At 40.1% G+C, this 21,857-nt stretch carries 21 protein-coding genes; 9 read left to right on the plus strand and 12 right to left on the minus strand.

What is annotated here, in order from left to right; all coding sequences use genetic code 11:
- Nucleotides 1–522, plus strand: a 522-nt coding sequence (locus E2K52_RS06360) for a TolC family protein (RefSeq protein WP_161981125.1), incomplete at its 5' end; no start/stop codon positions are given.
- Nucleotides 523–577: 55 nt separating this feature from the next.
- Here the strand turns inward: E2K52_RS06360 and E2K52_RS06365 are convergent.
- The 3 genes from E2K52_RS06365 to orn all read right to left on the minus strand — a co-directional run bounded on the left by E2K52_RS06365 (nt 578) and on the right by orn (nt 4,282).
- Nucleotides 578–2,395 carry a tetratricopeptide repeat protein gene (locus E2K52_RS06365; RefSeq protein ID WP_151204314.1) on the minus strand — a complete coding sequence of 606 codons (1,818 nt, stop codon included), beginning with the start codon at nt 2,393–2,395 and terminating at the stop codon, nt 578–580.
- Between the two features lie 98 nt (nt 2,396–2,493).
- Entirely contained in the window at nt 2,494–3,264 is a 771-nt protein-coding gene (locus E2K52_RS06370; RefSeq protein ID WP_151204315.1) for a ThiF family adenylyltransferase, read from the minus strand.
- A gap of 460 nt (nt 3,265–3,724) precedes the next feature.
- Nucleotides 3,725–4,282 (minus strand): oligoribonuclease, encoded by a 558-nt coding sequence (gene orn / locus E2K52_RS06375; RefSeq protein WP_151204316.1) that lies wholly within the window; start codon nt 4,280–4,282, stop codon nt 3,725–3,727.
- Nucleotides 4,283–4,404: 122 nt separating this feature from the next.
- On the opposite strand from orn, the gene rsgA reads away from it, so the two are divergent.
- The 4 genes from rsgA to secB all read left to right on the plus strand — a co-directional run bounded on the left by rsgA (nt 4,405) and on the right by secB (nt 6,736).
- Nucleotides 4,405–5,463: a ribosome small subunit-dependent GTPase A gene (gene rsgA, locus E2K52_RS06380; protein ID WP_151204317.1), complete on the plus strand. Its 1,059-nt coding sequence runs from the start codon at nt 4,405–4,407 to the stop codon at nt 5,461–5,463.
- Between the two features lie 93 nt (nt 5,464–5,556).
- Nucleotides 5,557–5,964, plus strand: coding sequence for a rhodanese-like domain-containing protein (locus E2K52_RS06385; RefSeq protein WP_151204318.1), 408 nt, complete (start codon nt 5,557–5,559; stop codon nt 5,962–5,964).
- A gap of 21 nt (nt 5,965–5,985) precedes the next feature.
- Nucleotides 5,986–6,240 carry a glutaredoxin 3 gene (gene grxC / locus E2K52_RS06390; protein ID WP_151204319.1) on the plus strand — a complete coding sequence of 85 codons (255 nt, stop codon included), beginning with the start codon at nt 5,986–5,988 and terminating at the stop codon, nt 6,238–6,240.
- A 37-nt stretch (nt 6,241–6,277) separates the two neighbouring features.
- Nucleotides 6,278–6,736 carry a protein-export chaperone SecB gene (gene secB, locus E2K52_RS06395; RefSeq protein ID WP_151204320.1) on the plus strand — a complete coding sequence of 153 codons (459 nt, stop codon included), beginning with the start codon at nt 6,278–6,280 and terminating at the stop codon, nt 6,734–6,736.
- Between the two features lie 177 nt (nt 6,737–6,913).
- Here secB and E2K52_RS06400 read toward each other — a convergent pair whose 3' ends face one another.
- The 6 genes from E2K52_RS06400 to E2K52_RS06425 all read right to left on the minus strand — a co-directional run bounded on the left by E2K52_RS06400 (nt 6,914) and on the right by E2K52_RS06425 (nt 14,388).
- Nucleotides 6,914–7,720: an enoyl-ACP reductase gene (locus E2K52_RS06400; protein WP_151204321.1), complete on the minus strand. Its 807-nt coding sequence runs from the start codon at nt 7,718–7,720 to the stop codon at nt 6,914–6,916.
- Nucleotides 7,721–7,847: 127 nt separating this feature from the next.
- Nucleotides 7,848–8,669, minus strand: a complete 822-nt coding sequence (locus tag E2K52_RS06405; RefSeq protein ID WP_151204322.1) for a TatD family hydrolase — start codon at nt 8,667–8,669, stop codon at nt 7,848–7,850.
- Nucleotides 8,669–9,658, minus strand: a complete 990-nt coding sequence (locus E2K52_RS06410) for an RsiV family protein (protein WP_151204323.1) — start codon at nt 9,656–9,658, stop codon at nt 8,669–8,671. Before E2K52_RS06410 ends, E2K52_RS06405 begins: the two co-directional genes overlap by 1 nt.
- A gap of 67 nt (nt 9,659–9,725) precedes the next feature.
- On the minus strand, nt 9,726–10,550 hold the full coding sequence (locus tag E2K52_RS06415; protein WP_151204336.1) for a hypothetical protein: 825 nt from the start codon (nt 10,548–10,550) through the stop codon (nt 9,726–9,728).
- An 88-nt stretch (nt 10,551–10,638) separates the two neighbouring features.
- Nucleotides 10,639–12,228, minus strand: a complete 1,590-nt coding sequence (locus E2K52_RS06420) for a peptide chain release factor 3 (RefSeq protein WP_151204324.1) — start codon at nt 12,226–12,228, stop codon at nt 10,639–10,641.
- Between the two features lie 1,113 nt (nt 12,229–13,341).
- Nucleotides 13,342–14,388, minus strand: a complete 1,047-nt coding sequence (locus E2K52_RS06425; RefSeq protein WP_161981126.1) for a nucleotide kinase domain-containing protein — start codon at nt 14,386–14,388, stop codon at nt 13,342–13,344.
- 543 nt (nt 14,389–14,931) lie between these two features.
- On the opposite strand from E2K52_RS06425, the gene E2K52_RS06430 reads away from it, so the two are divergent.
- Together E2K52_RS06430 and E2K52_RS06435 are read left to right on the plus strand one after the other, a co-directional pair.
- Nucleotides 14,932–16,014, plus strand: a complete 1,083-nt coding sequence (locus tag E2K52_RS06430; RefSeq protein ID WP_151204325.1) for a hypothetical protein — start codon at nt 14,932–14,934, stop codon at nt 16,012–16,014.
- A gap of 2 nt (nt 16,015–16,016) precedes the next feature.
- Nucleotides 16,017–16,727, plus strand: coding sequence for a dCTP deaminase domain-containing protein (locus E2K52_RS06435; RefSeq protein WP_046739512.1), 711 nt, complete (start codon nt 16,017–16,019; stop codon nt 16,725–16,727).
- On the opposite strand, the gene E2K52_RS06440 is transcribed toward E2K52_RS06435, so the two are convergent.
- Together E2K52_RS06440 and E2K52_RS06445 are read right to left on the minus strand one after the other, a co-directional pair.
- A complete protein-coding gene (locus E2K52_RS06440) occupies nt 16,719–17,342 on the minus strand; it encodes a hypothetical protein (protein ID WP_151204326.1) in 624 nt (207 codons plus the stop codon). The two genes, E2K52_RS06435 and E2K52_RS06440, sit on opposite strands and share 9 nt — an antisense overlap.
- Before the next feature lie 3 nt (nt 17,343–17,345).
- Nucleotides 17,346–17,798, minus strand: coding sequence for a TIR domain-containing protein (locus E2K52_RS06445; protein ID WP_151204327.1), 453 nt, complete (start codon nt 17,796–17,798; stop codon nt 17,346–17,348).
- Between the two features lie 290 nt (nt 17,799–18,088).
- Between E2K52_RS06445 and E2K52_RS06450 the strand changes: the two genes are divergently transcribed.
- Together E2K52_RS06450 and E2K52_RS06455 are read left to right on the plus strand one after the other, a co-directional pair.
- Nucleotides 18,089–20,146 (plus strand): TIR domain-containing protein, encoded by a 2,058-nt coding sequence (locus E2K52_RS06450; RefSeq protein ID WP_151204328.1) that lies wholly within the window; start codon nt 18,089–18,091, stop codon nt 20,144–20,146.
- Between the two features lie 19 nt (nt 20,147–20,165).
- On the plus strand, nt 20,166–20,717 hold the full coding sequence (locus tag E2K52_RS06455) for a TIR domain-containing protein (RefSeq protein ID WP_171478815.1): 552 nt from the start codon (nt 20,166–20,168) through the stop codon (nt 20,715–20,717).
- 175 nt (nt 20,718–20,892) lie between these two features.
- Here E2K52_RS06455 and E2K52_RS06460 read toward each other — a convergent pair whose 3' ends face one another.
- Nucleotides 20,893–21,825: a hydrolase or metal-binding protein gene (locus E2K52_RS06460; protein WP_151204330.1), complete on the minus strand. Its 933-nt coding sequence runs from the start codon at nt 21,823–21,825 to the stop codon at nt 20,893–20,895.
- Nucleotides 21,826–21,857 lie beyond the last annotated feature (32 nt).

Below are 21,857 nucleotides of genomic sequence, written 5' to 3' on the forward strand. Positions count from 1 at the left end.
CTGGCCAACAAAGATGCCAACCGGGCCAGCTATTATCCATCGATCAGCTTGACCGGCAGTCTAAGTACAGGGGTAGGCGTAGGGAGTAGCAGCTCACTCTCCAGCGCCCTGAAAAATCCGGTTGCCACTTTGGGTGCCGGTCTGACTCTGCCGTTTCTGCAATGGAATGACATGAAACGTGATTTACAGGTCAATGAACTGGAATATGAAAAAGCGATTCTGCAATACCGTCAAACCCTGTATGAGGCTTTTGCCGATGTGGAAAATGCCCTGTCCAATCGTACTGAGCTGACCAAACAGGTCGCGTTACAACAACGTAATGTCGAACTGGCAGAACGTACAGAACGTCTGACGGAAGTGCGTTATCGAAATGGAGCAGTGGCCTTAAAGAATCTGCTAGATGCACAAGAAACCACACGCAATGCGCGCCTGTCTTTGGTACAGACCCGACAAAGCCAATACAATGCTTATGTAACCTTGATGCAAGCTTTAGGTGGCAGCCCGATCAGGCAAATACCTTAAAGAAGCATTTTTTCTATAAAAAACCGCTGTTCAGATAGCGGTTTTTTTGCGTTGCTTAGCCGACATGCAGATAGGCATTAATATGCTTGAGCAGCTCACTTGAAGGCTGATGTCCCAACAGGCTGGCTTTTTCCAGCCATTCGCGTGCCGTGGCAATATCACGCTCCACACCAATTCCTTTGGTATATAAACGTCCTAGATGACCATAAGCATCTGCATTTACCTGCGCCGCGGCCTGACGATAATAATCCATAGCCTGATCCAAATCCGGGGTGACTCCTACTCCCTGCTCCATCGCCTCTCCCAGCGCATTCAACGCCAAGGCATTGTGCTGGCTGGCAGCCTGCTGAAGATACTTCAGTCCTGTGGCCAGATCTTGCTCCACCATCTTGCCTTTCAGATACATCAAGCCCAATTCTGCCTGAGCTTGTACATGACCCAGCTGAGCGGCCTGATGGAGATAACGTTTGGCCAATTCGTCATGGAGCTCAAAGACCGGATGAAGCTCCGAATAGGCCTGATACAGAAACCAGGCGGCTTCCGCAGAACCTTGGGCAACCGCCTGATTCAGATATTGCACAGCCTTTTCTCGTGTCGGAAGCGGATATTCCGGCTGGCTATAAAAACGTCCGACCATATAAACCAAGCTCGCTTCTGATTCAGCCTTGAGCTGCTCCTGCTGGGCAACTGCTTGAATCATCCGGGTGGCTCTGGCGGTATCTTTGGCAACACCGACTCCATTTAAATAGCAGAGTGCCTGCCCCATCTGGTTAAAATTATCATCAGGCTTCATTGCTGCTGCACTTTGATAAAGCCGGAAAGCTTTTTCCGGCTCATGGGCAACTAGATAAGATTCAAAATATAGTGCCGCAATCAGATTAAGTGCCTGCGGATGCTGGCTCTGGCCTGCTTCAGACCAGTAACGAAAAGCCATGGTCTGATTTTTATCGACATACCAGCCATGAAAATAGGCCAGACCGATTAAGGTTTTAGCCTGGGCATCTGTATGTTCTCTGGACTGCTGCAACAGATGCTGAAACACCCGTTGACGCTGGTCAGTATCAATCCAGCCCAATAAAACACCAGCATAATAATCATACAACCTGCTCTGGTCGCCTAAATGAATACAGCGCTTAATAAAATACAGCGCCTGTTTGCGGTCCTGCGGTAAAATTTTGCCGCGCGCATACGCATCAGCAATCTGCTGATTGGCCATCAGATGATCCTGCTGTGCGGCCAGAAACAGGTAATGCATGCCTAAACTTAGGTCCTGCTGAGCACCCTCCGCCAGATAGTGCTGTGCCAGCTGATACTGTGAATTGGCATGACCCTGCCTGGCATGTTGAACCAAAAGTTGCAGCCGTTGCTGTTCTGCTGCGCCATGGTCAGTTTCAGTCAGCTCGCTCATACGATACTGGGCATCCAGATGACCACGAGCCACCGCATGCCGATACCAGTACAAGGCTTTTTCAGGATCATTCACATGCTGAGGATGACCATCGTACATTTGGCCCAAATGATAGGCAGCTTCTTCACTTCCCAAACTGAAAGCTTTTTCCAACAAGCTGATGGCTTTTTCTGAATTCTGCTCACGCCCCTGCGCCTTTAAATGCATCAAGGCCATACCGACATAGGCCTGCGGCCATTCCTGCTGCTGTGCCAGGCTCTGATAAATCTGATAGGCACGTTCATGGTCCGGATGATCAGAATCAGCAGCTAAACGTGCCGCATGCTTGAGCTGGGCGTCCATCTGCTCAATCCATAAATCATGCTGCACAGCCTTGGCCTGATCACGTTGGACCGGATCAGGACGCTTCCACATCCAGAAGGCTAAAGCAGCAATCCCCAAAATCAGCACTAGCAAAAACCACATAGTTGCTCCAAGACATTGTTTTTGTTATGTGTATAAAATCATTATTGTAAATTTAACATAAACTACAGCCTAGGCTCTGTGTTTTTTAAGTGGCCTAATCAGGCTTTACTGCGCTTCGCATCAAGTTTTTTCAGTACTTCTGAGACGGCGATCATGGCAAAGCTGGAGGTCACCACAACAGCTGAGCCATAACCCCCACAGCGCAGACCAGCACTGGCACATACCTCGGCACCTGAGAATGGATTATCAATTGAATAGACACAGGTGATGCCAAATTTTTCTTTAGGCTTTTTACAGATACCTTTGGCACGTAATTGGGTACGTAATTTGGCCAGCATCGGATCCTGTTCGGTCCTGGACAAATCAGCCACGCGAATTTTTAAAGGATCTAATTTCCCGCCGGCACCGCCAGAAACAATTAAAGGTAGCTTGTTAAAACGGCAATGCAGCATCAGCGCCAATTTGGCTTTGACGTCATCAATACAGTCCAGAATGATATCAGGCTGTCCAGCCAGCAGCTCTTTCACATTTTCAGCTGTGAGGTAGTCATCAATCAGATTCACCTTGATACGGGGATTAATGGCCCGGCAACGCTCCGCCATAATTTCAATTTTCTCACAGCCCAAGGTGGTGGTCATGGCCGGTAACTGACGGTTGATATTCGATGCTGCAACCACATCCATGTCGACCAGGGTCAGCTCGCCAATCCCGGTTCGTGCAAGTGCTTCAACCGCCCACGAACCCACCCCGCCAATACCAATAACCATCACATGACTATTTTCATAATGATGAAAGCTGTCCTCGCCATAAATCTTGGCCACACCGGCAAAACGGCGTTCATATTCATCATCTTGAAGCAGATCAGTCATAGGTCATCTATAGCAATAAAAATACTCGATCATTTTAGCAAAATCCGCTTTTTTTTACTGCCATTAAATGTTCAATCCATTTCAACGATCATCAGCTCTGATGAGCACGCCAACCTGCCCACAACAAATGAAATATCAGCAACCCATTAAGCAGCTGTCATCTAGCTAAAGAGGGTGAAAGGTCATGCTATTTATCACCTTCTGGGTTGGAAGCTTCTGTGCAACCTGCTTTATTTTTATTTTCTGCCTCGCCCCAAACACACAACCCCATTCTCACAGTAGTCTCATTCGCTTAGGATGATTTGGCTTTGTCATCTTCGCCATAATGAACACAGCCTCATCTGATTGGGTTATTGCTCCTGTGGGTTTGTTTTGATCGCATTGAATATTTTCACTCTAGAAAAAACGCGCTCAACAAAATAAAAAAAGAGGCTTAAGCCTCTTTTCATGTCACTTGAACTTAGTCTTTATTCATAATGAAAAAATATTCACGGTAATATTTCAGTTCGGCAATCGAATCACGAATGTCATCCATCGCCAGATGCGAGGCATTTTTCTTAAGACCGCTCATGATTTCAGGACGCCAGCGTTTGGCCAGCTCCTTGACTGAAGAGACATCCAGATTACGGTAATGAAAATACTGTTCCAGCTCCGGCATCAGACGGTGCAGGAAACGCCGGTCCTGACAGATCGAGTTCCCACACATTGGTGATACTTTCGGATTCACCCATTTTTTCAAGAATTCAATGGTTTCCCGCTCGGCATCCTGCGCCTTTAATTTACTGCGGCGCACACGTTCAATCAGACCGGACTGGCCATGTTGACGGGTATTCCATTCATCCATCGCATTCAAGATACGATCTGACTGATGCACAACCAGCACAGGACCCTCAGCAAGAATATTCAGGTTATCATCCGTCACAATGGTGGCGATTTCAATAATCTGATCATTGTCAGTGTCCAGACCTGTCATTTCCAGGTCAATCCAAATCAGGCGGCTATCCGGTGTGCTGCTCATAAATTGTGTGATCTAATCAGTTTAAAAATAATATAGTAGCAAATTTCCTGCGACTTGGCTGTATTCACCCTCGGCTTCATGCTATTTTTGCCTTCTCGCACCCATGGTTTTTTAGGAATTGAATGGCTTTAATCCGTAAGCGTCGTTTGACCGAACAACAGCAGCGCCGTATTCAGAAACAGCAGAAAACGCGTCAGGAAGATCTTGATACCTCCCAGGACCTGGAAGGCTTAGTGGTACAGCATTATGGCCGCCAGCTCGAAGTTCAGACCTTGTCGGTACCTGAGCCGCATCCTGAAAAACCTGTGGTCGCCGATGGTGAGCCGGAACCGTTCTGGAAACCCATTGAACCAGACAGTGTCTGGCGCTGTCATACCCGGACCAACCTCGAACTTTTGGTTACCGGCGACCGGGTAAAATGGCAAGCCGATCCGAATACTGGTCTCGGAATTATCACCGCGATTCATCCGCGTAAATCCTTATTGACCCGTCCTGACCGTTATCACAAGGTCAAACCGGTGGCAGCCAATATTTCCCTGATTGTCATTATATTTGCACCGCTGCCTGAACCTGCCCCGGGTTTAATCGACCGCTATCTGGTCGCCTGTGCCGACGCTCAAATTCCGGCATTACTGGTGTTGAATAAGTCCGACCTACTTAAAGAGCAGGACCCTATTCTGGAACTATTGAATGAATACAAAGATTTAGGCTATGAAGTGATGCAGACCCAGTCGGATGGAGACCTATCTGCATTAACCGCCCGCTTGAATGATGAGACCGTCGCCTTTGTCGGTCAGTCTGGTGTGGGTAAAAGCACTTTAATCAATGCCATCGTACCGGATGCGGCACAAAAGACCAATGTGATTTCTGAAAACTCAGCGCTGGGGCAACACACCACGACCTCGACTCGCCTGATTCCTTTTGGTGAAAATGCAGCCCTGATTGACTCACCGGGAATCCGTGAATTTGGTTTATGGCATCTGCCTTTGGAAAAGATCCCCAGCGGCTTTCCAGAAATTGAAAATCTGCTTGGTCACTGCCAGTTCCGGAACTGTACCCATAAACACGAAAAGCAGTGTGCCCTGCGTAAAGCAGCAGCAGATGGTGAAATTTTGCCCCGCCGACTAGAAAGCTATCTGCGTTTAATTGATGAAATCACGGAAGCACAGCAAAAAAATTAATTTTCTTAAGCCTTAGCCCTTGAAGCGGTGATTTTGATCACCATATTTATGAGCTATACTCTTGGCAATTTCAAAATTGTAATTAGGTGGATTGTGGAACGTTGGTTCGAGTTTATGGGGAATCACCCCTTCTTGTTTGGAACACTCGCGGTACTCGTGGTTTTATTCTTCATTATCGAAGGTCAACGTAACGGTCGTAAAATTTCCCCGCAATCGCTGGGCATTTTAGTCAAAGCCAAAAATGCCATGCTGATTGATTTACGTGATGGCAAAGATTTTCGCGAAGGCCACATCAGTGGGAGCCGCAACATTCCCTATAGCCAAATTACAAAACATCTTGATGAGTTAAAAACATCTGATCGCCCGCTGGTGTTCATTTGTAATCTTGGGCAGGTTGCAGGTTCTGCACTCCAGCAGGTCGGTCATGCAGATGCTTATCGTCTTGATGGCGGAATCAGCAACTGGAAAGCTCAAGGTTTACCTCTAATTAAAAGCAAATAATCTGCGAACAGGAGATTGACCATGGCTGAAGTCACTATTTATTCGACAACTGTATGTCCGTATTGTGTCCGTGCAAAACAGCTCCTTGAGCGCAAAGGCGTTGCATACAAAGAAATCAATTTGTCGAATGAAGCACCTGAAGTACGTATTGAATTGATGCAGCGCACCAATCACCGTACCGTGCCACAAATTTTTATCAATGAACAATTCATCGGCGGTTTTGACCAGCTTTATGCGTTAGAGCGTGAAGGCAAACTTGACGATTTACTGGCTTAATTTACTAAAATCATTATTTCATATTAAGGATTAAAGAATGAGTGAAGAACAACAAGCTCAACCACAACTGGCATTAGAGCGCATTTACACTAAAGATATTTCTTTTGAAGTTCCTGGGGCGCAAGTTTTTACCAAGCAATGGCAACCTGAGTTAAATATCAATCTGTCTTCTTCAGCAGAAAAAATTGATCCGACTCATTTTGAAGTGGCTTTAAAAGTGGTCGTTCAAGCCAATAATGAGGGCGAGACTGCGTTTATCGTTGATGTGACTCAAGCCGGTATTTTTCTGGTCGATGGCGTTGAAGAAGAACGTTTACCTTATATTCTAGGTGCTTACTGCCCGAACATTTTGTTCCCCTTCCTTCGTGAAGCCGTGAATGACATGGTTACCAAAGGTAGCTTCCCGCAGTTACTGCTCACTCCTATCAACTTCGATGCTGAATTTGAAGCCAACTTGCAACGCGCGCAAGCGACTGCGGTTGAAGGTCAAGCTTAATCGCTTTTCCCGGATATTAAAAAAGACCGCTTGTGCGGTCTTTTTTATTTCTTTTTTCCCTCTCCTTTTAGGAGATGAGAAACATTGTGTCGCAAAGGGAGAGGTAAATTAATTATTTAAAATTCTAGAACCCTTCTCTCTAACTCTCTCTCAAAGGGAGAGAGAATTTAATGCATTTTACTCAGCATCCAGCATCAATTCTGCGCTCATACCAACGGTATTAAAACCGGCATCCACATACAAGATTTCACCCGTAATTCCTGAAGCCCATGGAGAACACAGGAATAAGGCCGCATTACCCACTTCTTCAATGGTAACGTTACGTTTTAGCGGTGCCACTTTTTCATTCAGATCCAGCATTTTACGGAAAGACTTGATACCTGAAGCTGCCAGTGTACGGATTGGACCGGCAGAGATTGCATTTACACGAATACCTTCTTTGCCCAGGCTTGATGCCAGATAGCGTACACCTGCCTCTAAAGACGCTTTGGCCATCCCCATTACGTTATAGTTTGGCATCACGCGCTCAGAACCTTGATAAGTCAGAGTCAGCAGACAACCCTGGCGTGCTGCCAATAACGGCTTTGCAGCACGCGCCATGGCTACAAAACTATACGCACTGATGTCATGAGCAACATTAAAACCTTCACGGTCTGTCACCTGGGTAAAGTCACCATCCAGAGTATGGGCAGGTGCAAAACCGATAGAGTGAACCACACCATCAAGACCGTCCCAATGCTTTGCCAGTTCAGCAAAGGTGCCTTCAATTTCAGCATCTACGGCCACATCACAAGGAAACACTAGTTCAGAACCAAATTGTGCGGCAAAGTCATCAACACGTTTTTTCAGTTTTTCATTTGGATAGGTAAAAGCAAGTTCTGCACCTTCACGATGTAAGGCTTGAGCAATACCAAAAGCAATTGATAATTTACTTGCAATACCTGCGATCAAAAAGCGTTTACCCGCCAAAAGTCCTTGTGCCATGTGAATCTCACTCAAAATAATTTAGAAGCATAATGCCAAGTCTCTGGCATTTTAGAAATTGCATAATGCATCTTTTTTTAGACCTGATGAAAGGAAGTCAAATTTCCGGCTGGTTCAAACCCTTACACTAGAGCGCTAAATGCAAGGCTTGATGGCTATTTTTCCACAGCTGTTCAGCCAGCTGCTCTTGATCCATAGCTAAGCTTTGCGCCAGTCCTTGCAGTACATAAGGTAAATTGGCCGGGGTATTGCGGGTTCGATGCTGCGTAGAAATTTGACAGCATAAGGGTGTCATATCGGGACAGTCGGTTTCCAAAACAAGGTGTTCAGGACCAATTTCCTGAACTACGGCATGGAGTTTTTTAGCATTGGGATTGGTAATCTGCCCGGTCACCCCAATTTTAAACCCCAGTTTAATAAAGGCCTTGGCTTCCTCTATGCCGCCACTAAAAGCATGGGCAATACCGCCCAAACGGAATTGCTGCCGTTTTAAGATCGCCAGAGTTTCTGCATGGGACTTTCGGATATGCAGTAATACCGGCTTGTCAAACTGCTGTGCCAATTCAAGTTGCGCTACAAAAAAATGCTGCTGCTTCTGAAAAATTGCGTCCTGCTTGTGCTGCTTTAAAAAGGTATCGAGGCCAATTTCTCCAATTGCTACACAATCTTCAGTGCTGAGCAACGCTTCTAAATCTGCCAAATGTGAACTTTGATGCTGCTCAATATAAAATGGATGCAGCCCAGGAGCCAGATAACTCCGCGGCGCATCCCGCAATTGATTGAGAAAGCGCTGGCTGTGCAGCAAGTCCTGAAATCTGGACTGGACAAAGCCGATCAAAATTAACCGCTCTACCCCCATCGCTTTGGCGGCATAGGCCAACTGTTCCCGATCCGAATCAAAGTCGGGAACATCAAAATGGGTATGGGTATCAAACAGCGAATAAGACATTAAGACTGGGCTTTACTGTCACGGGCCGCACTGGCCGCTTGCTCATTTTCGACTTCAGCCTGTGGTAAATAGGCTGTTTTCAAGACCGTTTGTAATTGATCATAAGGAATGGTTAAGCGCGGCAATCCCACCACATACGGACCAATTTCGTATTCTCCATATTGCAGAATCAAACCTTGAGTCGATAAATAGAAATTATCCGATAACTTAAATTTCCATGCCTGTTCATATTCCTCAACATTGCTGGCCAGTTCAGAATCAATGACCCACTGTTTAAAGGCTTCGTGGGCTTTCTTTTCCAGAGCAGCCTTTTGATTAGGCGCTAAAATATCCTGCAATTCGACAATTTTTTTCTTTTCCAGATCAAAGTTATAGTAGCGCTGCGAAGAGGAACCGTGCGCCCCGCCCAAATAACTGCTGGAATTTAACACCACGGTTGCCAAAGGCTGATTGGCATTCAGAATTTTCGGTTTAATCATCAGGCTAATTTGATGACTGGAACCTAAGTCTTTCAGTTCCTTATCTAAAGATAAAAATGTTTCTACATACGGAGTAACCTGTTTTTCCAGTTGCTGTTTTGGAGTTTCAATGGCAACCGAGGCGGCCGGCTCATCTGCCTGAACTGGACTGGAGGCTGCTGACTCTTCCGCACTTACTGCCGGCGGATTGGTCTTCAACGACTTGGCGGAAATATCCAGAGTCTGATCCAGACGTTTTAAAATTTGCTGATCAATAAATTCATCAATAAAAGGCTGGTTACTGGAAAGACGCTCGATGTTCATTTCAGGGCAATTATTCCCCTTACATTCTGGTAGATTTAAAGTTAATTTTTCTACATCCCCAGCCAGTTTTAATACCTCAGCCTGAGCCATAGTCTGTGATTGAGTTACTTTATCCTCTTGAGGTTCAGTATTTTTAGGCTGGCATGCTGTTAGTGCCATTGCTGCTGCAAGAAGACTGAGGCTAAAGATGGTTTTATTTTTAAGCATAATGCGACCTATAACTTAAACTGGTTAAATGAACTTCGACTCAATATCGGTATTTTACGACGTCTGATTAAAACATATGCTGATAAGCCTCAGCTTTCAATATCTGTTGCGTTTGTTCTTTGCTTAAATAAATATCCAGCTGATTGCCATCTTGTACAGTTTCATGGGTACGATAATGCAAACCTATACCCTCTTGATCAAAGAACCAGTCTGCCTGTCCCCAATACAATTTTTTGGGTGCCTGCTGTTTGACTTCAGCCTTTTGCTCTTGTAACCACTTTTGATACGCTTGTTGCACAATGTCATTCATAGCCACTTGCTGTTTGGGTTCAAGAATATCCAGCACAGTGACCGTTTTCTGTTTTTTACGATCTGCCACAAAGAAGTAATAACGTTCTTTAATGCTCACGCCTTCCTGTTTTGTATCTACTCCCAACTGCATCAGGACATATTGATTACGCTGATAGGCAATTCGGGTATACATCGACAACTCATAGGCTTTATTACTGGAAAATTCAGCCTGCCAAGCATCCGATTTTTTTACATAGGCATTGATAGCCTGCTGTAAGCTCATATCCTGTTTAAGCCCAATCTGGTCCTGAATCACCTTCGCCTGACTTTTGGCAATCCATTGATTTAACCAGGCATCTTCGGTATGGACGGTTTGAATAGCCAGATTAATACAATGCTGGGTTTCGCAAAAAGGCAAAGCGATGTTTGCGTCTTGCTCCTGAATGTTTAAGTACGGTAAAACCTCAGCTTTTTCGGTCGCAGCAGCCGATTTTGCAAACTGTTCGTGCGAATCGGATTGTTGTTTTTTAGTATCACAGGCACTCAGTATCAGACCAATCGTAATGATTGATGCAGCCCCTATTTTCCCCTGTATGCCCATCACTCTTTCTTCTCAAATAGCTCATTTATCTTAATGATTCTACATAATAAAACAGCTTCATAAAGAAGCTGTTTTATTTTTGCTGCGTTTAATGTTCACGTGTCGCCTTGAACTGAATATCCGGATAACGCTCTTGCATCAACTGCAAGTTCACCCGACTAGGTGCCAGATAAGTTAAATGTCCACCGCCATCGAGGGACAATTGATCATGGGCTTTTTTCTTGAATTCATTGAATTTCTTTTCATCATCGCAAGAAACCCAACGTACGGTATTAATATTTACCGGCTCATACACACAGTCCACCTTATATTCTTCTTTCAGACGATAAGCTACTACATCAAACTGCAAGACACCGACTGCGCCCACAATCAAATCATTATTGATTTGTGGCATAAACACCTGAGTTGCCCCTTCTTCGGAAAGCTCTTTTAGACCTTTTTGCAGCTGCTTCGACTTCAAAGGATCTTTTAAACGCACACGACGGAACATTTCAGGTGCGAAATGTGGAATACCGGTGAAGCGTAAATTTTCACCTGAAGTAAAGGTATCGCCGATCTGAATAGTTCCATGGTTGTGTAAACCAATGATATCCCCAGGCCATGCCTCTTCCAGCTGTTCACGCTCCCCGGCCAAGAAGGTCAATGCATCACTGATCCGTACATCTTTACCCAGACGGACGTGATTCATTTTCAAGCCTTTTTCATAGCGTCCTGAACAGATCCGCATGAAGGCAATACGGTCACGGTGTTTCGGGTCCATATTGGCCTGAATTTTAAATACAAATCCACTAAAGCCTTCTTCAGTCGCTTCTACAACTCGCTCATGGGTAGGATGGGCCTTAGGTGGCGGTGCCCATTGAATAAAAGTATTCAATACATGGTCTACCGCGAAATTACCCAATGCTGTACCAAAAAGCACGGGGGTTTGTCGGCCAGCCAAAAACTCCTCATGGTCTAATGGATCATTGGCCATTTGCACCAGCTCCAAGGACTCTTCAAAGGCCGCAAAGGCAAGCTTACCCACTTTTTCACGCAAATCGGCATGGTCATAACCATCACGGATTTCAATATCGGTAATGGTCGAGCCAAAACCGGCCTTGTAAACATAAAATTTATCTTCAAGGATGTTATACACCCCGGCAAAATCACGCCCTGTGCCCATTGGCCAGGTAATCGGCACACAGCGAATTTTCAGGACACTTTCAATTTCATCCAGTAACTCTAAGGGTTCACGGATTTCACGGTCCATTTTGTTGACGAACGAAATGATTGGCGTGTCGCGCATACGACACACTTCCATCAATTTAATGGTTCGTTCTTCGACTCCTTTTGCCCCATCAATTACCATCAATGCCGAGTCAACTGCCGTTAAGGTACGATAGGTATCTTCCGAGAAATCTTCGTGTCCCGGTGTATCCAGCAGATTAATTACATGATTTTTATAAGGGAACTGCATCACAGAAGTGGTAATGGAAATACCGCGTTCTTTTTCCATTTCCATCCAGTCAGACGTTGCACCGCGATCTGACTTACGGCTTTTTACCATCCCGGCAACTTGAATCGCCTTACCCCATAACAGCAGCTTTTCCGTCATGGTGGTTTTACCCGCATCGGGGTGGGAAATAATCGCGAAGGTTCTGCGGGCCGCGACTTCTTTAGCGAGTTGATCTTTAAACATAGGGAATCTTCAATATGTACACAGTTTTGCACACACTTATAATGCGTGCCCAGACCGTGAAGTAATAACTTAAAATTGGCGTAATTATATATGAATGCTTAACCCGCATCCATGACTCAAACCAAGTTGAGTGAAATAGACATTTATTCAGGCGCATAAACTTTGGAGATAAGACGTTTAGGCTCTATTTAAAGTCGCTAAGATTCGTAAATTAAAGTAGAAAATGATGCAGGATTTTATCTACTGAATTTCCATCATCTTGAGATATTTTTTATATAGTCTTCTGATCTATGAGTTCTCACTAAAATTCAGTGATCCCGCTTGATCAAGCTAAAAGCCCCCTTACCAATCGCTTCAAAAAAGCTAAAGGAACGCCCTGCCTCAGCACAACGCTCCTTTTAGATAATTAACTGCAAATAGTGTCGAGTTTGAACATTAACCGCTAATAATCTGGCTATGAATTAAATTGTGTAAATCTGATGCAGACTTACTGTCAAGGATTAACAAATCTGCCCAATCAGGTACTATGCCGCCATTTACAGTAGCATCATCAGGATCGATTTTTAGCACCGCCTTGCCATTTTCATCACCGTCAGTTTTACTGTATTCAGCAAGATTGGATTAATCCGCAAATCAAGTATTGAAGAAATCAGCGTCACCTTCAACTTGATCATTGGCTGCATCATCAGCCACCCCATTAGCCAGCCTGCGCGATGGCGCTAATTAGCCGAATCCTCCGGCTTTCCTGGCTGCTGTTTTGTGCTGTAATGGATTCTCTTATTTACATCATGAACTATTTTTTGATTATGGTGTAAAATTCACTGGGAATGCGACTGACCCATTCATCAATATAGCTTTACACAGATTTGTGCGAGTTGCGAAAGATAGATTAAAGGCATGATGTTTAAATGACGATTCACTCCAATATTGAAAACACTCCATCTCCACGAATCAGTGTTGCCCCGATGATGGATTGGACGTACACTCAAAAATAAAACAATAAAATCAAACTCTTACATTCAGAGAAAAAACATAAGGTGTAAATTTGGAGTAATTCGCCCCGCTAAAATAAAAAAATTAAACTACGTGCTTTTAATCTATAATAATTGGTCATTATAAAGTAATCAAAGTCTGATCAATTTTCTCATTGATATTCCACTTAGGCGGAAACCATGGAGCCTCTATATCACCTGTACAACTATACTTCTGTTTAATACGCGTCCTACCAGATATTCCTACAATTTCTGGATGAACTATTCTTGAATATTTATCAACTTCACAAAATAAGTTCTGACAATCAATAAGCTGTAAAGGTCGCCCCCATAAAGATTTAAAATCAAGCCCTAACCTACCAAACTCGTGCTCTTGATGGTTTGCCATAAATCTAATTAAATCTTGCTCATTAACATTGGACTTACCACTGAAACATTTTCTTAGACCATCCCGGGCACCAGGACCAGGTATAACAAACTCCATTTCTGAAAAGTCTGTAAGCTCACTATAATTTATATCAGTCACAAATTGATACGCTAGGAAATCCCCTAAAGTTGGATAACTTTTAATAAGTTCGAATGCATCCTTCATTTTATTAATTTTGGCTAACTTTCCAGCCAATTTGTCATCCATCATTTTTTGTAATAATTGCAGGTGATTTTGATGTTTTTTAGCAAAACCAAAAGCGTTACCACCTGGCGGCATAATATATGCTGCAGAATATATTCTAGCTTTATTTTCCATAGCAGTCTGCAGAATATGATCATACGCTTGAAAGCTGAAATCCTTATAAGTTATCGCCCCAAAACTTTTTTCTAAAAGTTCCCAAGTTTCTATTTTGTTAAAAAGTTTAAAGAGCATAATTCTAAAAAAAACTTCTTCTGCAGAATTAAGTAGATCATCTCGATAAATTACGTTTTTTATTAAATATTGGCTCACACGGTCTGCTGCACGATAAGCATTTGTGAATTTATGAACTTTCAGCACAGAATCATCAGTCCATGGCATGCTTTGTTTATTTAATCTACTAAAGTAAATATCCTGCCTTTTACAAGCAAAACTCCAATAAGTCTCATAAACAGGAGAAATACCCAATTTTTTCAAATAATTAGGATAGGTCACTTCCTCTTTTAAAGAAGGGTTACTTTGCTGCGTTTTATGAATCACAACTTACGGCTCAATTCAAATTAGGGTTAAAACCACATACTCGCAGGCGATTTTACCCTCATGGGAATATGTGATTTAGAAACCTCTTATTGTACCGCAGTTTTTGAAATAAAATAATGCTTACTAATATCCTCTCTAGGAAATAGCAACATATGTCAGAAAGAAGCGAGTTTTTTAAAAATATATTTAAAATCAATTACTTTAATATATATAGTTATTTTTGCTTTCTAAATCGTATAAAATTCTCACTTACAAAACCTATCATGAAATGGATATAGCTACAAATGAGTCTTGAGGAATCTCTTTATTTTTTTATAAATTACATTCTTATATCCCCCTTACTATGCTATCTAGCTTTTGGGATACAGCTTCTTTTTAAACGCTACTCTACGAATATTCCGTCAAATCAACTTTTAGAACAGGAAAAGTTATTAAAAGAATTTAAAACAAAATTCTCCAAATCCAATCTCAACCTGAATCTCCAAGGAAGAGAACTATATGCACAAAATATAGCCAAACTTCCAAACATTAGTGGAAGGTTTGTTGCTTACTGTCTTAAACAGTGAGATTCACAACATAAATTATGTAATGTATCTTTTTAACTATACAGAAAACCTAGTAAAAGTACCTGATATCGAAGGCAATAATTATTTGCAAATTTTAGAAAAAAAGAAGAACATTCTTAAAAAAGGAGTTTTATTTCCTTTCATTCTTAGCTTAGCTTCTGTCTCTATAGTATTTTTCTACCCAGCATCATCAAACATTTACATTCTCATTATTTACTTAGCTTTCTTTCTCTTTTCTACTTGGTTCCTTCTAAGTTCCTTTCCATATCTTTGCGTATATCTTCTACAAAAAAATACTGAGTGCATTTTTTGCGAAAAACATGCTGTTCTTGTTAAGAACTCAAGTAATCTACCGCAAAATGTAAAGGGTCCTAAAAATTTATGCTATCTTATAGATTATGCTAAGAGTAGGTTTGGTTTTTTGCATATGTCAGCTCAAAAAATTCTCAAAGAACTTGAAATAAAACAAATGTCTCATGACGACAGATATCATAAAGACGTTTGGGTTTTAAGTACGCAAAACAAAGCAAAACATATGGCTGCCCATATTGGAAAATATAGTGGTCAAATACTTGAAGTTATACGTAATCCAGAAATAGATAATGTGAAAATTCAAAAGTATGTAATCGACTCGTTAATTATCAACTTCTCATATGCAAATATTTTCGTACATCGACTAAGTAAACATTTAGCCCCAGAGTATCTTCAGCTACCGAGTCTTAAAGAACTCAGAAATGCTATAGGTCAAGATTATTTAAACAGAAAGTCATATACAAAAGAAGGCGTAAGCTACGGCCTAGATTTAGCTATGGATCTATGCATTCTTGCTAGCAAAATATTAAAAACAGTTGAATCATTAGATCACGTAGAAAAACATGAATTTAGACAAAATTTCAATAAATATGTACTTGACATATTTGAAATTCTTATAACTCTTTGCTTCATTTATGATATTGAAGGCATTGAACAGCTTATTGCTGACAGAATGTACGAAGTTGAGCATAGACACGAATATTTTGAAGAATATGGAAATTATAAAGATGGTTATAAGGTTGTTTAGAAATGTTCTGGAGTGGTAACAAACTACATAGTAAAAAGAAATCTTTAGTTCCATCCCATCCAGATACAGCAATAGACTGCGCGTCTCTAGTATTAACTATTGGGACTGAGGTTTATATTACTCCTAATTCTGAAAATGATATTAAAGTTAAAAAAACACTTACAGTCGAGGAGCCACAGTTTATAATTCCTAAGGGACAGTTTGCTCTTCTGATCACAGAAGAAGAAGTACATGTTCCCTATCAGAATATAGCTTTTATATCATTTAAAGCAAAATACAAGTATAAAGGTTTAATTAATGTCTCAGGCTTCCATGTCGATCCCGGTTGGAAGGGAAAACTGACTTTTTCAGTTTATAATGCAGGCCCGAGCGATGTTGTTCTTGAAAAGGGAAATCCCTTTGCCTTAATTTGGTATGCAGACTTAGACCAAGAAGGTATATTCAATGGAGACTATGCAAATAATCAATATGTAAAAAAAGATAAACCGATAACTAGTATTTCTAGTGACAAAGTTACAGATATGACTGGTGACATATTCTCACCCTTTAAACTAAAGAAAGATATTGAAGAACTTAAAGAAAAATATAATAAGGAAATAATAGAAATTAAAAAAGAAGTGAATGCTATCGAAGGGAAATTACTAGTCCGGACAGGACTATTAATTTTTACTTTTATCTCATTACTTATAGTAATTATCCGACTCTTAAAATGAGAGTAATAGCTGAAGATTTCTTTCTTGATGTAGCTTTGTCCAAGCAAAAGGGGATCCATTTAGGCCCAATGGAAATTTATTAATAAAATTATTCAAGAAATAATCATGCAAGCTATTATCAACATACTTACAACTTGGACCTTTTTTTACAATATCCAAAAGCTCTGATGGTATTGAAACTCCATTGCCACCGAAATAGTAGAAATGTGAACTAATTAAAACATTATCAGTTTTAGTATCAGTAGCTATATTTTTATAATTAAAACTACCATCCTCTTCCGAATGGTGCGATGGTAGTTGAAGCCACTCTACACCCTCCTTATGGTAGATGTTATCCCCATACTGGAATTTCCTGCTCTGATTTAAAATAGGTCTTTTATTCATAAACCTTTCATCATACCAGTACTCATTGAAAGTTAATTTTTCTGTAACTTTCATTGCAAATACTAACTTATTTAAACTTCCAGTTGAAATAGAGCTTGTACCAACAATCCAATCACCCACCGAAGCACTTTTTCTGATATCAGGCTTACATGTAGCTAAAGTACAATATTCAAAAAAAGGATTGGGGGCAAAACCATAGTCACGTCTAACGACATACGAAATAATTTTCATAAATTAACCACATAAATATCTGGCAACAGCAGGTGAATTATATCCTTCAAATGTATTTTCACCATTAACAGCCTTAACTAGACAATCACTATTCCAACCTACTATAGCATCAGCATAATTTTCTAATTCTTCTGGTACATCACAACCTTGATGACCATGCGCCCAAACACCTACGATTCTGATGCCTAATTTCTGCGCATACTCAATCTCCCAGTTGACCCAATGACTCTCTTTAGTTTTAGGAGTTATATAAACCATAAGTGTAGAACATTGCCTTATCCTAGGTGCTAAAATTTGGTATTTAATATAGTCTTCAGCTTTAGCACTATTAGGTTTGTTTGAATTTATAGAAAAATCTCTGATATCAAACCCTTTTGTTTTCATCAAATCTTTTGTTTTTTTTAGTCCATCATCATCTTCATGGACATGACTTATAAAAATATTCTTTTTTGCCATATTTCAACTCTCATAGGTCTATAAATTACTCAGCAATATACCACCATGCTGATACAGCACAGGACTGGCCAAATTAAGAGGCACACCTAACATTTCTTAAGTTAACATAAGAATTCTCTAAAGAAGACATAATTCATACTAAAGATAGACATTTTAATCTCTTTAAACAAAGAGGTTTTTAATATTACATTTAAGGTCCTGAACTTTATATAATAATTAGATTCAATTTAGATAAACACAAAAGCTACCTTTTGTGTAAAATGCAAATATTCAAATGTTAAATACTTAAAATGAACTCTAAGTCAACTCCTCCATTAGCAATAAATTTCATATGGCATCCAGATGATCATGCTACATATTTTCAACATATTAGTAAGTTTAGACAATACCTGACTAGAGATATTGATAGACCATTTTCACGAGAGTTAAACATACCAACTTTTCTGTATAGTTCCAGAAGTACAAATACAGTTCCAAGCCCATTAAAGATATGGGCAGCAAAAAATTTGGTGTTTTTATTCTTGAGCGAAAATACTTTGATAAGTACTAACTGGAATGAATATTTTGAAAAAATCCCTTCAGATTTTGAGATTATTCCAGTCGCATTAGATGAAACTGCATTTAAACATGCGAATACAGCAAACTTATTAAACAAAAACTTTGTTCGTGCCTATAGTTGGCCATTAAGTGATTATCAAGAATACTTCATTTTAATGCTATCTCATGAAATTTATCGATTAGGTTTTAATGAGAAGAAAACTATTGTAAAGGGTAAGGATGCATCTTTAAAAATTTTTCTCAGCCATGCAAAAGCTGATGAAAAAGGTGTTGGTCTTGCAATCGAAATTAAGAACTTTATTGATAATACTTCAATACAAAGATTCTTTGATGCTACGGATATAGCTCCCTGCTTTAATTTCGATGAGGAGATTACAGCAAATCTCAAGGAATCAACTGTAATTGCAATAGGTAGTGATAAATATTCATCTCGTTACTGGTGCCAAAGAGAGATACTCTTGGCGAAAGAGGAAAGAAGGCCGATTATTTTTGTAAATACTCTTGAGCACTATGAGGATCGGATTTTTCCTGCAGCTGTAAACATTCCTAATATTCATGTTTCACACGATTTGAATATTAGGAACAAAGAAATTCTAAGAATTCTAATTGCCACGCTATTAGAAACTATTAGATTTAACTATTCAAAAAGTCTTTTAGACTACTATAGAATACAAGGTTGGATACCAGAAAATTCAGTTATCTTTGCGCGCCCCCCCGAGGTTAATCAAATAATAAACTTGTTAAAAGATAGAAATGAATCTGAACAACTAGAGATACTTAATATTTGTTATCCTGAACCTCCTGTTTATCCAGAAGAAATTGACTGGATTAACCATTTTGAAAGTACCTCACCTACAGGAGAAGTGCTAAATAAAATACAAGCAGCAACCCCTTTATGGTCAATTTTTTCAGAGAAACATACGACAAAAAAAATTGGCATATCAATTTCAGATTATAAAGAAGACCAGTTCGAAACTCATAACCAACACCTTGACGAACTCAAGAGATTATCACAAGTTCTAGCAGGACACTTATTAGCTAGAAAACATAAATTAATATATGGTGGTGATCTTCGTGAAGATGGGTTTACACAGTTTATTCTTGATGAAGCTTTAATTATTCAAAATCGAATAATGGACAACTCAATACGAGTTGAAAATCATTTAGCATGGCCTCTTTTTATAGACTCTAAAGTAAAGAGCTTCAAAGCCAAATACCACGGTATTTTACATATTGAAGAGTACGATGCCCCAAAAGATGTATCCCCAAAGAAAGAAGTTTTTTTACCACCAAATTGTTCTGAAAACCTATACATTTGGTCTAGAAGTTTAACAAATATGCGTGAACTATCTATAAAAAAATCAGATCTAAGAATAATTTCTTCTGGTAAATCATCAGATTACAAAGGAAAGATGCCTGGTGTATTGGAAGAGTTTATAATTTCTATGAAAATGAAAAAGCCTATTTATTTATTAGGTGGCTTTGGTGGAATAACAAAAAAAATTGTGACCTCAATTATAAATAAAGAACTTGCACCAGAATTAACCGAAGAATGGCAAATCCAAAATAATGCAGGTTATGCAAGTTTACAGGAACTTGCTAAAAATAGAGGATTTGGAGCAGACTATATTGAAGTTAAGAATCTAATTGGTTCTACTAATATAGAAATTTTAACTAACAATACTGGACTAACTGTACCAGAGTACGAAAGATTAATGATTACTCCTTTCATAGATGAAGCAGTTCATTTAATACTAAAAGGCTTAACAGCAATCTCAACTTCTAAATGAATTATAAAGGAGCTAATTGATGACTCAAAGACATAAAGTATTCGTTAGCTATCACCATGCTAATGATCAAAAATACAGAGATAACTTTGAAAGCTTATTTTCTGATAAACACAATATTATTGTTTCTAAATCAGTTCAGATAGGTGACATTGATATTAATTTAAAGACTGAAACAATAAGACAAAAAATTCGTGATGAATATTTATCTGACTCAACAGTTACTGTTATTTTAATTGGTAGTGAAACGTGGAAGCGTAAGCATGTAGATTGGGAGATTTCATCGAGTATTCGAAGTACAAAAAATAACTCTCGCTCTGGTTTACTTGGTATAATTTTACCAAGTTATCCTAGAGAAGATATCTCAAAATATAACAGGTATACTATCCCCCCGAGGTTATATGATAATTTAAATTGTGGCTTTGCCTCTATTCATAATTGGAGTAATGATCCTAAAAAAGTTCAAGCATGGATACATGAAGCTTTTTTAAGACGTAATTCTATTCTACCTAGTAATAGTCGTGATTTATATATTAATAATTGCTCTGAAAATAAATCCAGCTGGAAACCTTAAGAAATTACTTTTCAGAATTTTAAATATGACCTAGAATTTACTTCTAGGTCATAAAATTTTAAAATGCCGAATTCTTAGTAATATTAATTATATATCTCTCTGAAAATAAAAAATACTCTTACCGGATTTTAAATAATATATCTTAACAGTAATAAAATAATTCTTATTCTATCTATTAATTCACCGCCCTCACACTCCCCTGCAACCCTTTCTGTATATCCTGTATAAATCCATCATCCTGGTTGAGCTTAGATTTAGTCTTGCTTTTCGAATCAATAGCCTGTTGCTCAGATTCAAAAGATTTTTCCAAGTAAAACTCCTCAACAATTTCACCACCCTCCTCAGCATTTACCTCAAATCGTGCATTACCATAACCCTGCCGTGCCATTAGATCTAAAGCAGCCTGATTAAAACCACACAACTTACTTTTCTGGTCTATTTCTTTAGCTGTTTGAATTGCCTCTTGTAAATGAACACCATCCCGTAAAGTCAAATCTACGTAATACACAGGGGTACGATAGCTTTGTGTAGTACTCTTCCCTCTAAGTGTAAGTTGCAGTGGTAAACATGAGAGCAAGCCATTCGATGCCGCATGGTAATAACTTAAGCGTGCTGCTAAAGTGCGAATGCTGTTAAAACCCGTGGTTCTAAAGATGAATGTCCCAAGTTCATCTGATTCATCTAAATTTACATACAGTCGTCCATAGGGCTTACAGAGTCTACCTTGCGCTAATGGACATAAATCAGGTGATGGGCATGGATGTTGTTCAATGCCGTTTTGTCCGATACGTTGACAAGTTTCACCATTGCCTGAACAGATTAATCGTCCTGTCTGACGATCAAATAAACTGTATTCCGCTCTTAGATTCAGTTCAGGATCATTGAAAATCATACGGACTGGAATAGAACGGAGTTTTTGATTCGGTGCTTTAGCACGTAGTTGCTCATCCAGTGGATGTTTCACCCAACCACTCTCCTTATTTTGGATTTGGCTGGTAATGGTGAATTGGTCATCCTTTTCAGGCAGTCGTTTGCCATTCTTTTCCACGACTTTACCAATGCTGATTCGTCCGAGTATTGGCGGTGTGATTGCTAAACCTTTAATCATGGTGTTTTCCTCTGTCGTTTAAATGAGTTGTG

This window comes from Acinetobacter sp. RF14B (genome assembly GCF_006864105.1).
Classification (GTDB): Bacteria; Pseudomonadota; Gammaproteobacteria; order Pseudomonadales; family Moraxellaceae; genus Acinetobacter; species Acinetobacter lwoffii_C.

Excerpts from the sequence above, each read along its gene's own strand:
- E2K52_RS06365 (WP_151204314.1), bottom strand. The coding sequence starts at position 2,395 with ATGTGGTTTTTGCTAGTGCTGATTTTGGGGATTGCTGCTTTAGCCTTC.
- E2K52_RS06370 (WP_151204315.1), bottom strand. The coding sequence starts at position 3,264 with ATGACTGATCTGCTTCAAGATGATGAATATGAACGCCGTTTTGCCGGT.
- orn (WP_151204316.1), bottom strand. The coding sequence starts at position 4,282 with ATGAGCAGCACACCGGATAGCCGCCTGATTTGGATTGACCTGGAAATG.
- rsgA (WP_151204317.1), top strand. The coding sequence starts at position 4,405 with ATGGCTTTAATCCGTAAGCGTCGTTTGACCGAACAACAGCAGCGCCGT.
- grxC (WP_151204319.1), top strand. The coding sequence starts at position 5,986 with ATGGCTGAAGTCACTATTTATTCGACAACTGTATGTCCGTATTGTGTC.
- secB (WP_151204320.1), top strand. The coding sequence starts at position 6,278 with ATGAGTGAAGAACAACAAGCTCAACCACAACTGGCATTAGAGCGCATT.
- E2K52_RS06400 (WP_151204321.1), bottom strand. The coding sequence starts at position 7,720 with ATGGCACAAGGACTTTTGGCGGGTAAACGCTTTTTGATCGCAGGTATT.
- E2K52_RS06405 (WP_151204322.1), bottom strand. The coding sequence starts at position 8,669 with ATGTCTTATTCGCTGTTTGATACCCATACCCATTTTGATGTTCCCGAC.
- E2K52_RS06410 (WP_151204323.1), bottom strand. The coding sequence starts at position 9,658 with ATGCTTAAAAATAAAACCATCTTTAGCCTCAGTCTTCTTGCAGCAGCA.
- E2K52_RS06415 (WP_151204336.1), bottom strand. The coding sequence starts at position 10,550 with ATGGGCATACAGGGGAAAATAGGGGCTGCATCAATCATTACGATTGGT.
- E2K52_RS06420 (WP_151204324.1), bottom strand. The coding sequence starts at position 12,228 with ATGTTTAAAGATCAACTCGCTAAAGAAGTCGCGGCCCGCAGAACCTTC.
- E2K52_RS06435 (WP_046739512.1), top strand. The coding sequence starts at position 16,017 with ATGTTCTGGAGTGGTAACAAACTACATAGTAAAAAGAAATCTTTAGTT.
- E2K52_RS06440 (WP_151204326.1), bottom strand. The coding sequence starts at position 17,342 with ATGAAAATTATTTCGTATGTCGTTAGACGTGACTATGGTTTTGCCCCC.
- E2K52_RS06445 (WP_151204327.1), bottom strand. The coding sequence starts at position 17,798 with ATGGCAAAAAAGAATATTTTTATAAGTCATGTCCATGAAGATGATGAT.
- E2K52_RS06450 (WP_151204328.1), top strand. The coding sequence starts at position 18,089 with ATGAACTCTAAGTCAACTCCTCCATTAGCAATAAATTTCATATGGCAT.
- E2K52_RS06455 (WP_171478815.1), top strand. The coding sequence starts at position 20,166 with ATGACTCAAAGACATAAAGTATTCGTTAGCTATCACCATGCTAATGAT.
- E2K52_RS06460 (WP_151204330.1), bottom strand. The coding sequence starts at position 21,825 with ATGATTAAAGGTTTAGCAATCACACCGCCAATACTCGGACGAATCAGC.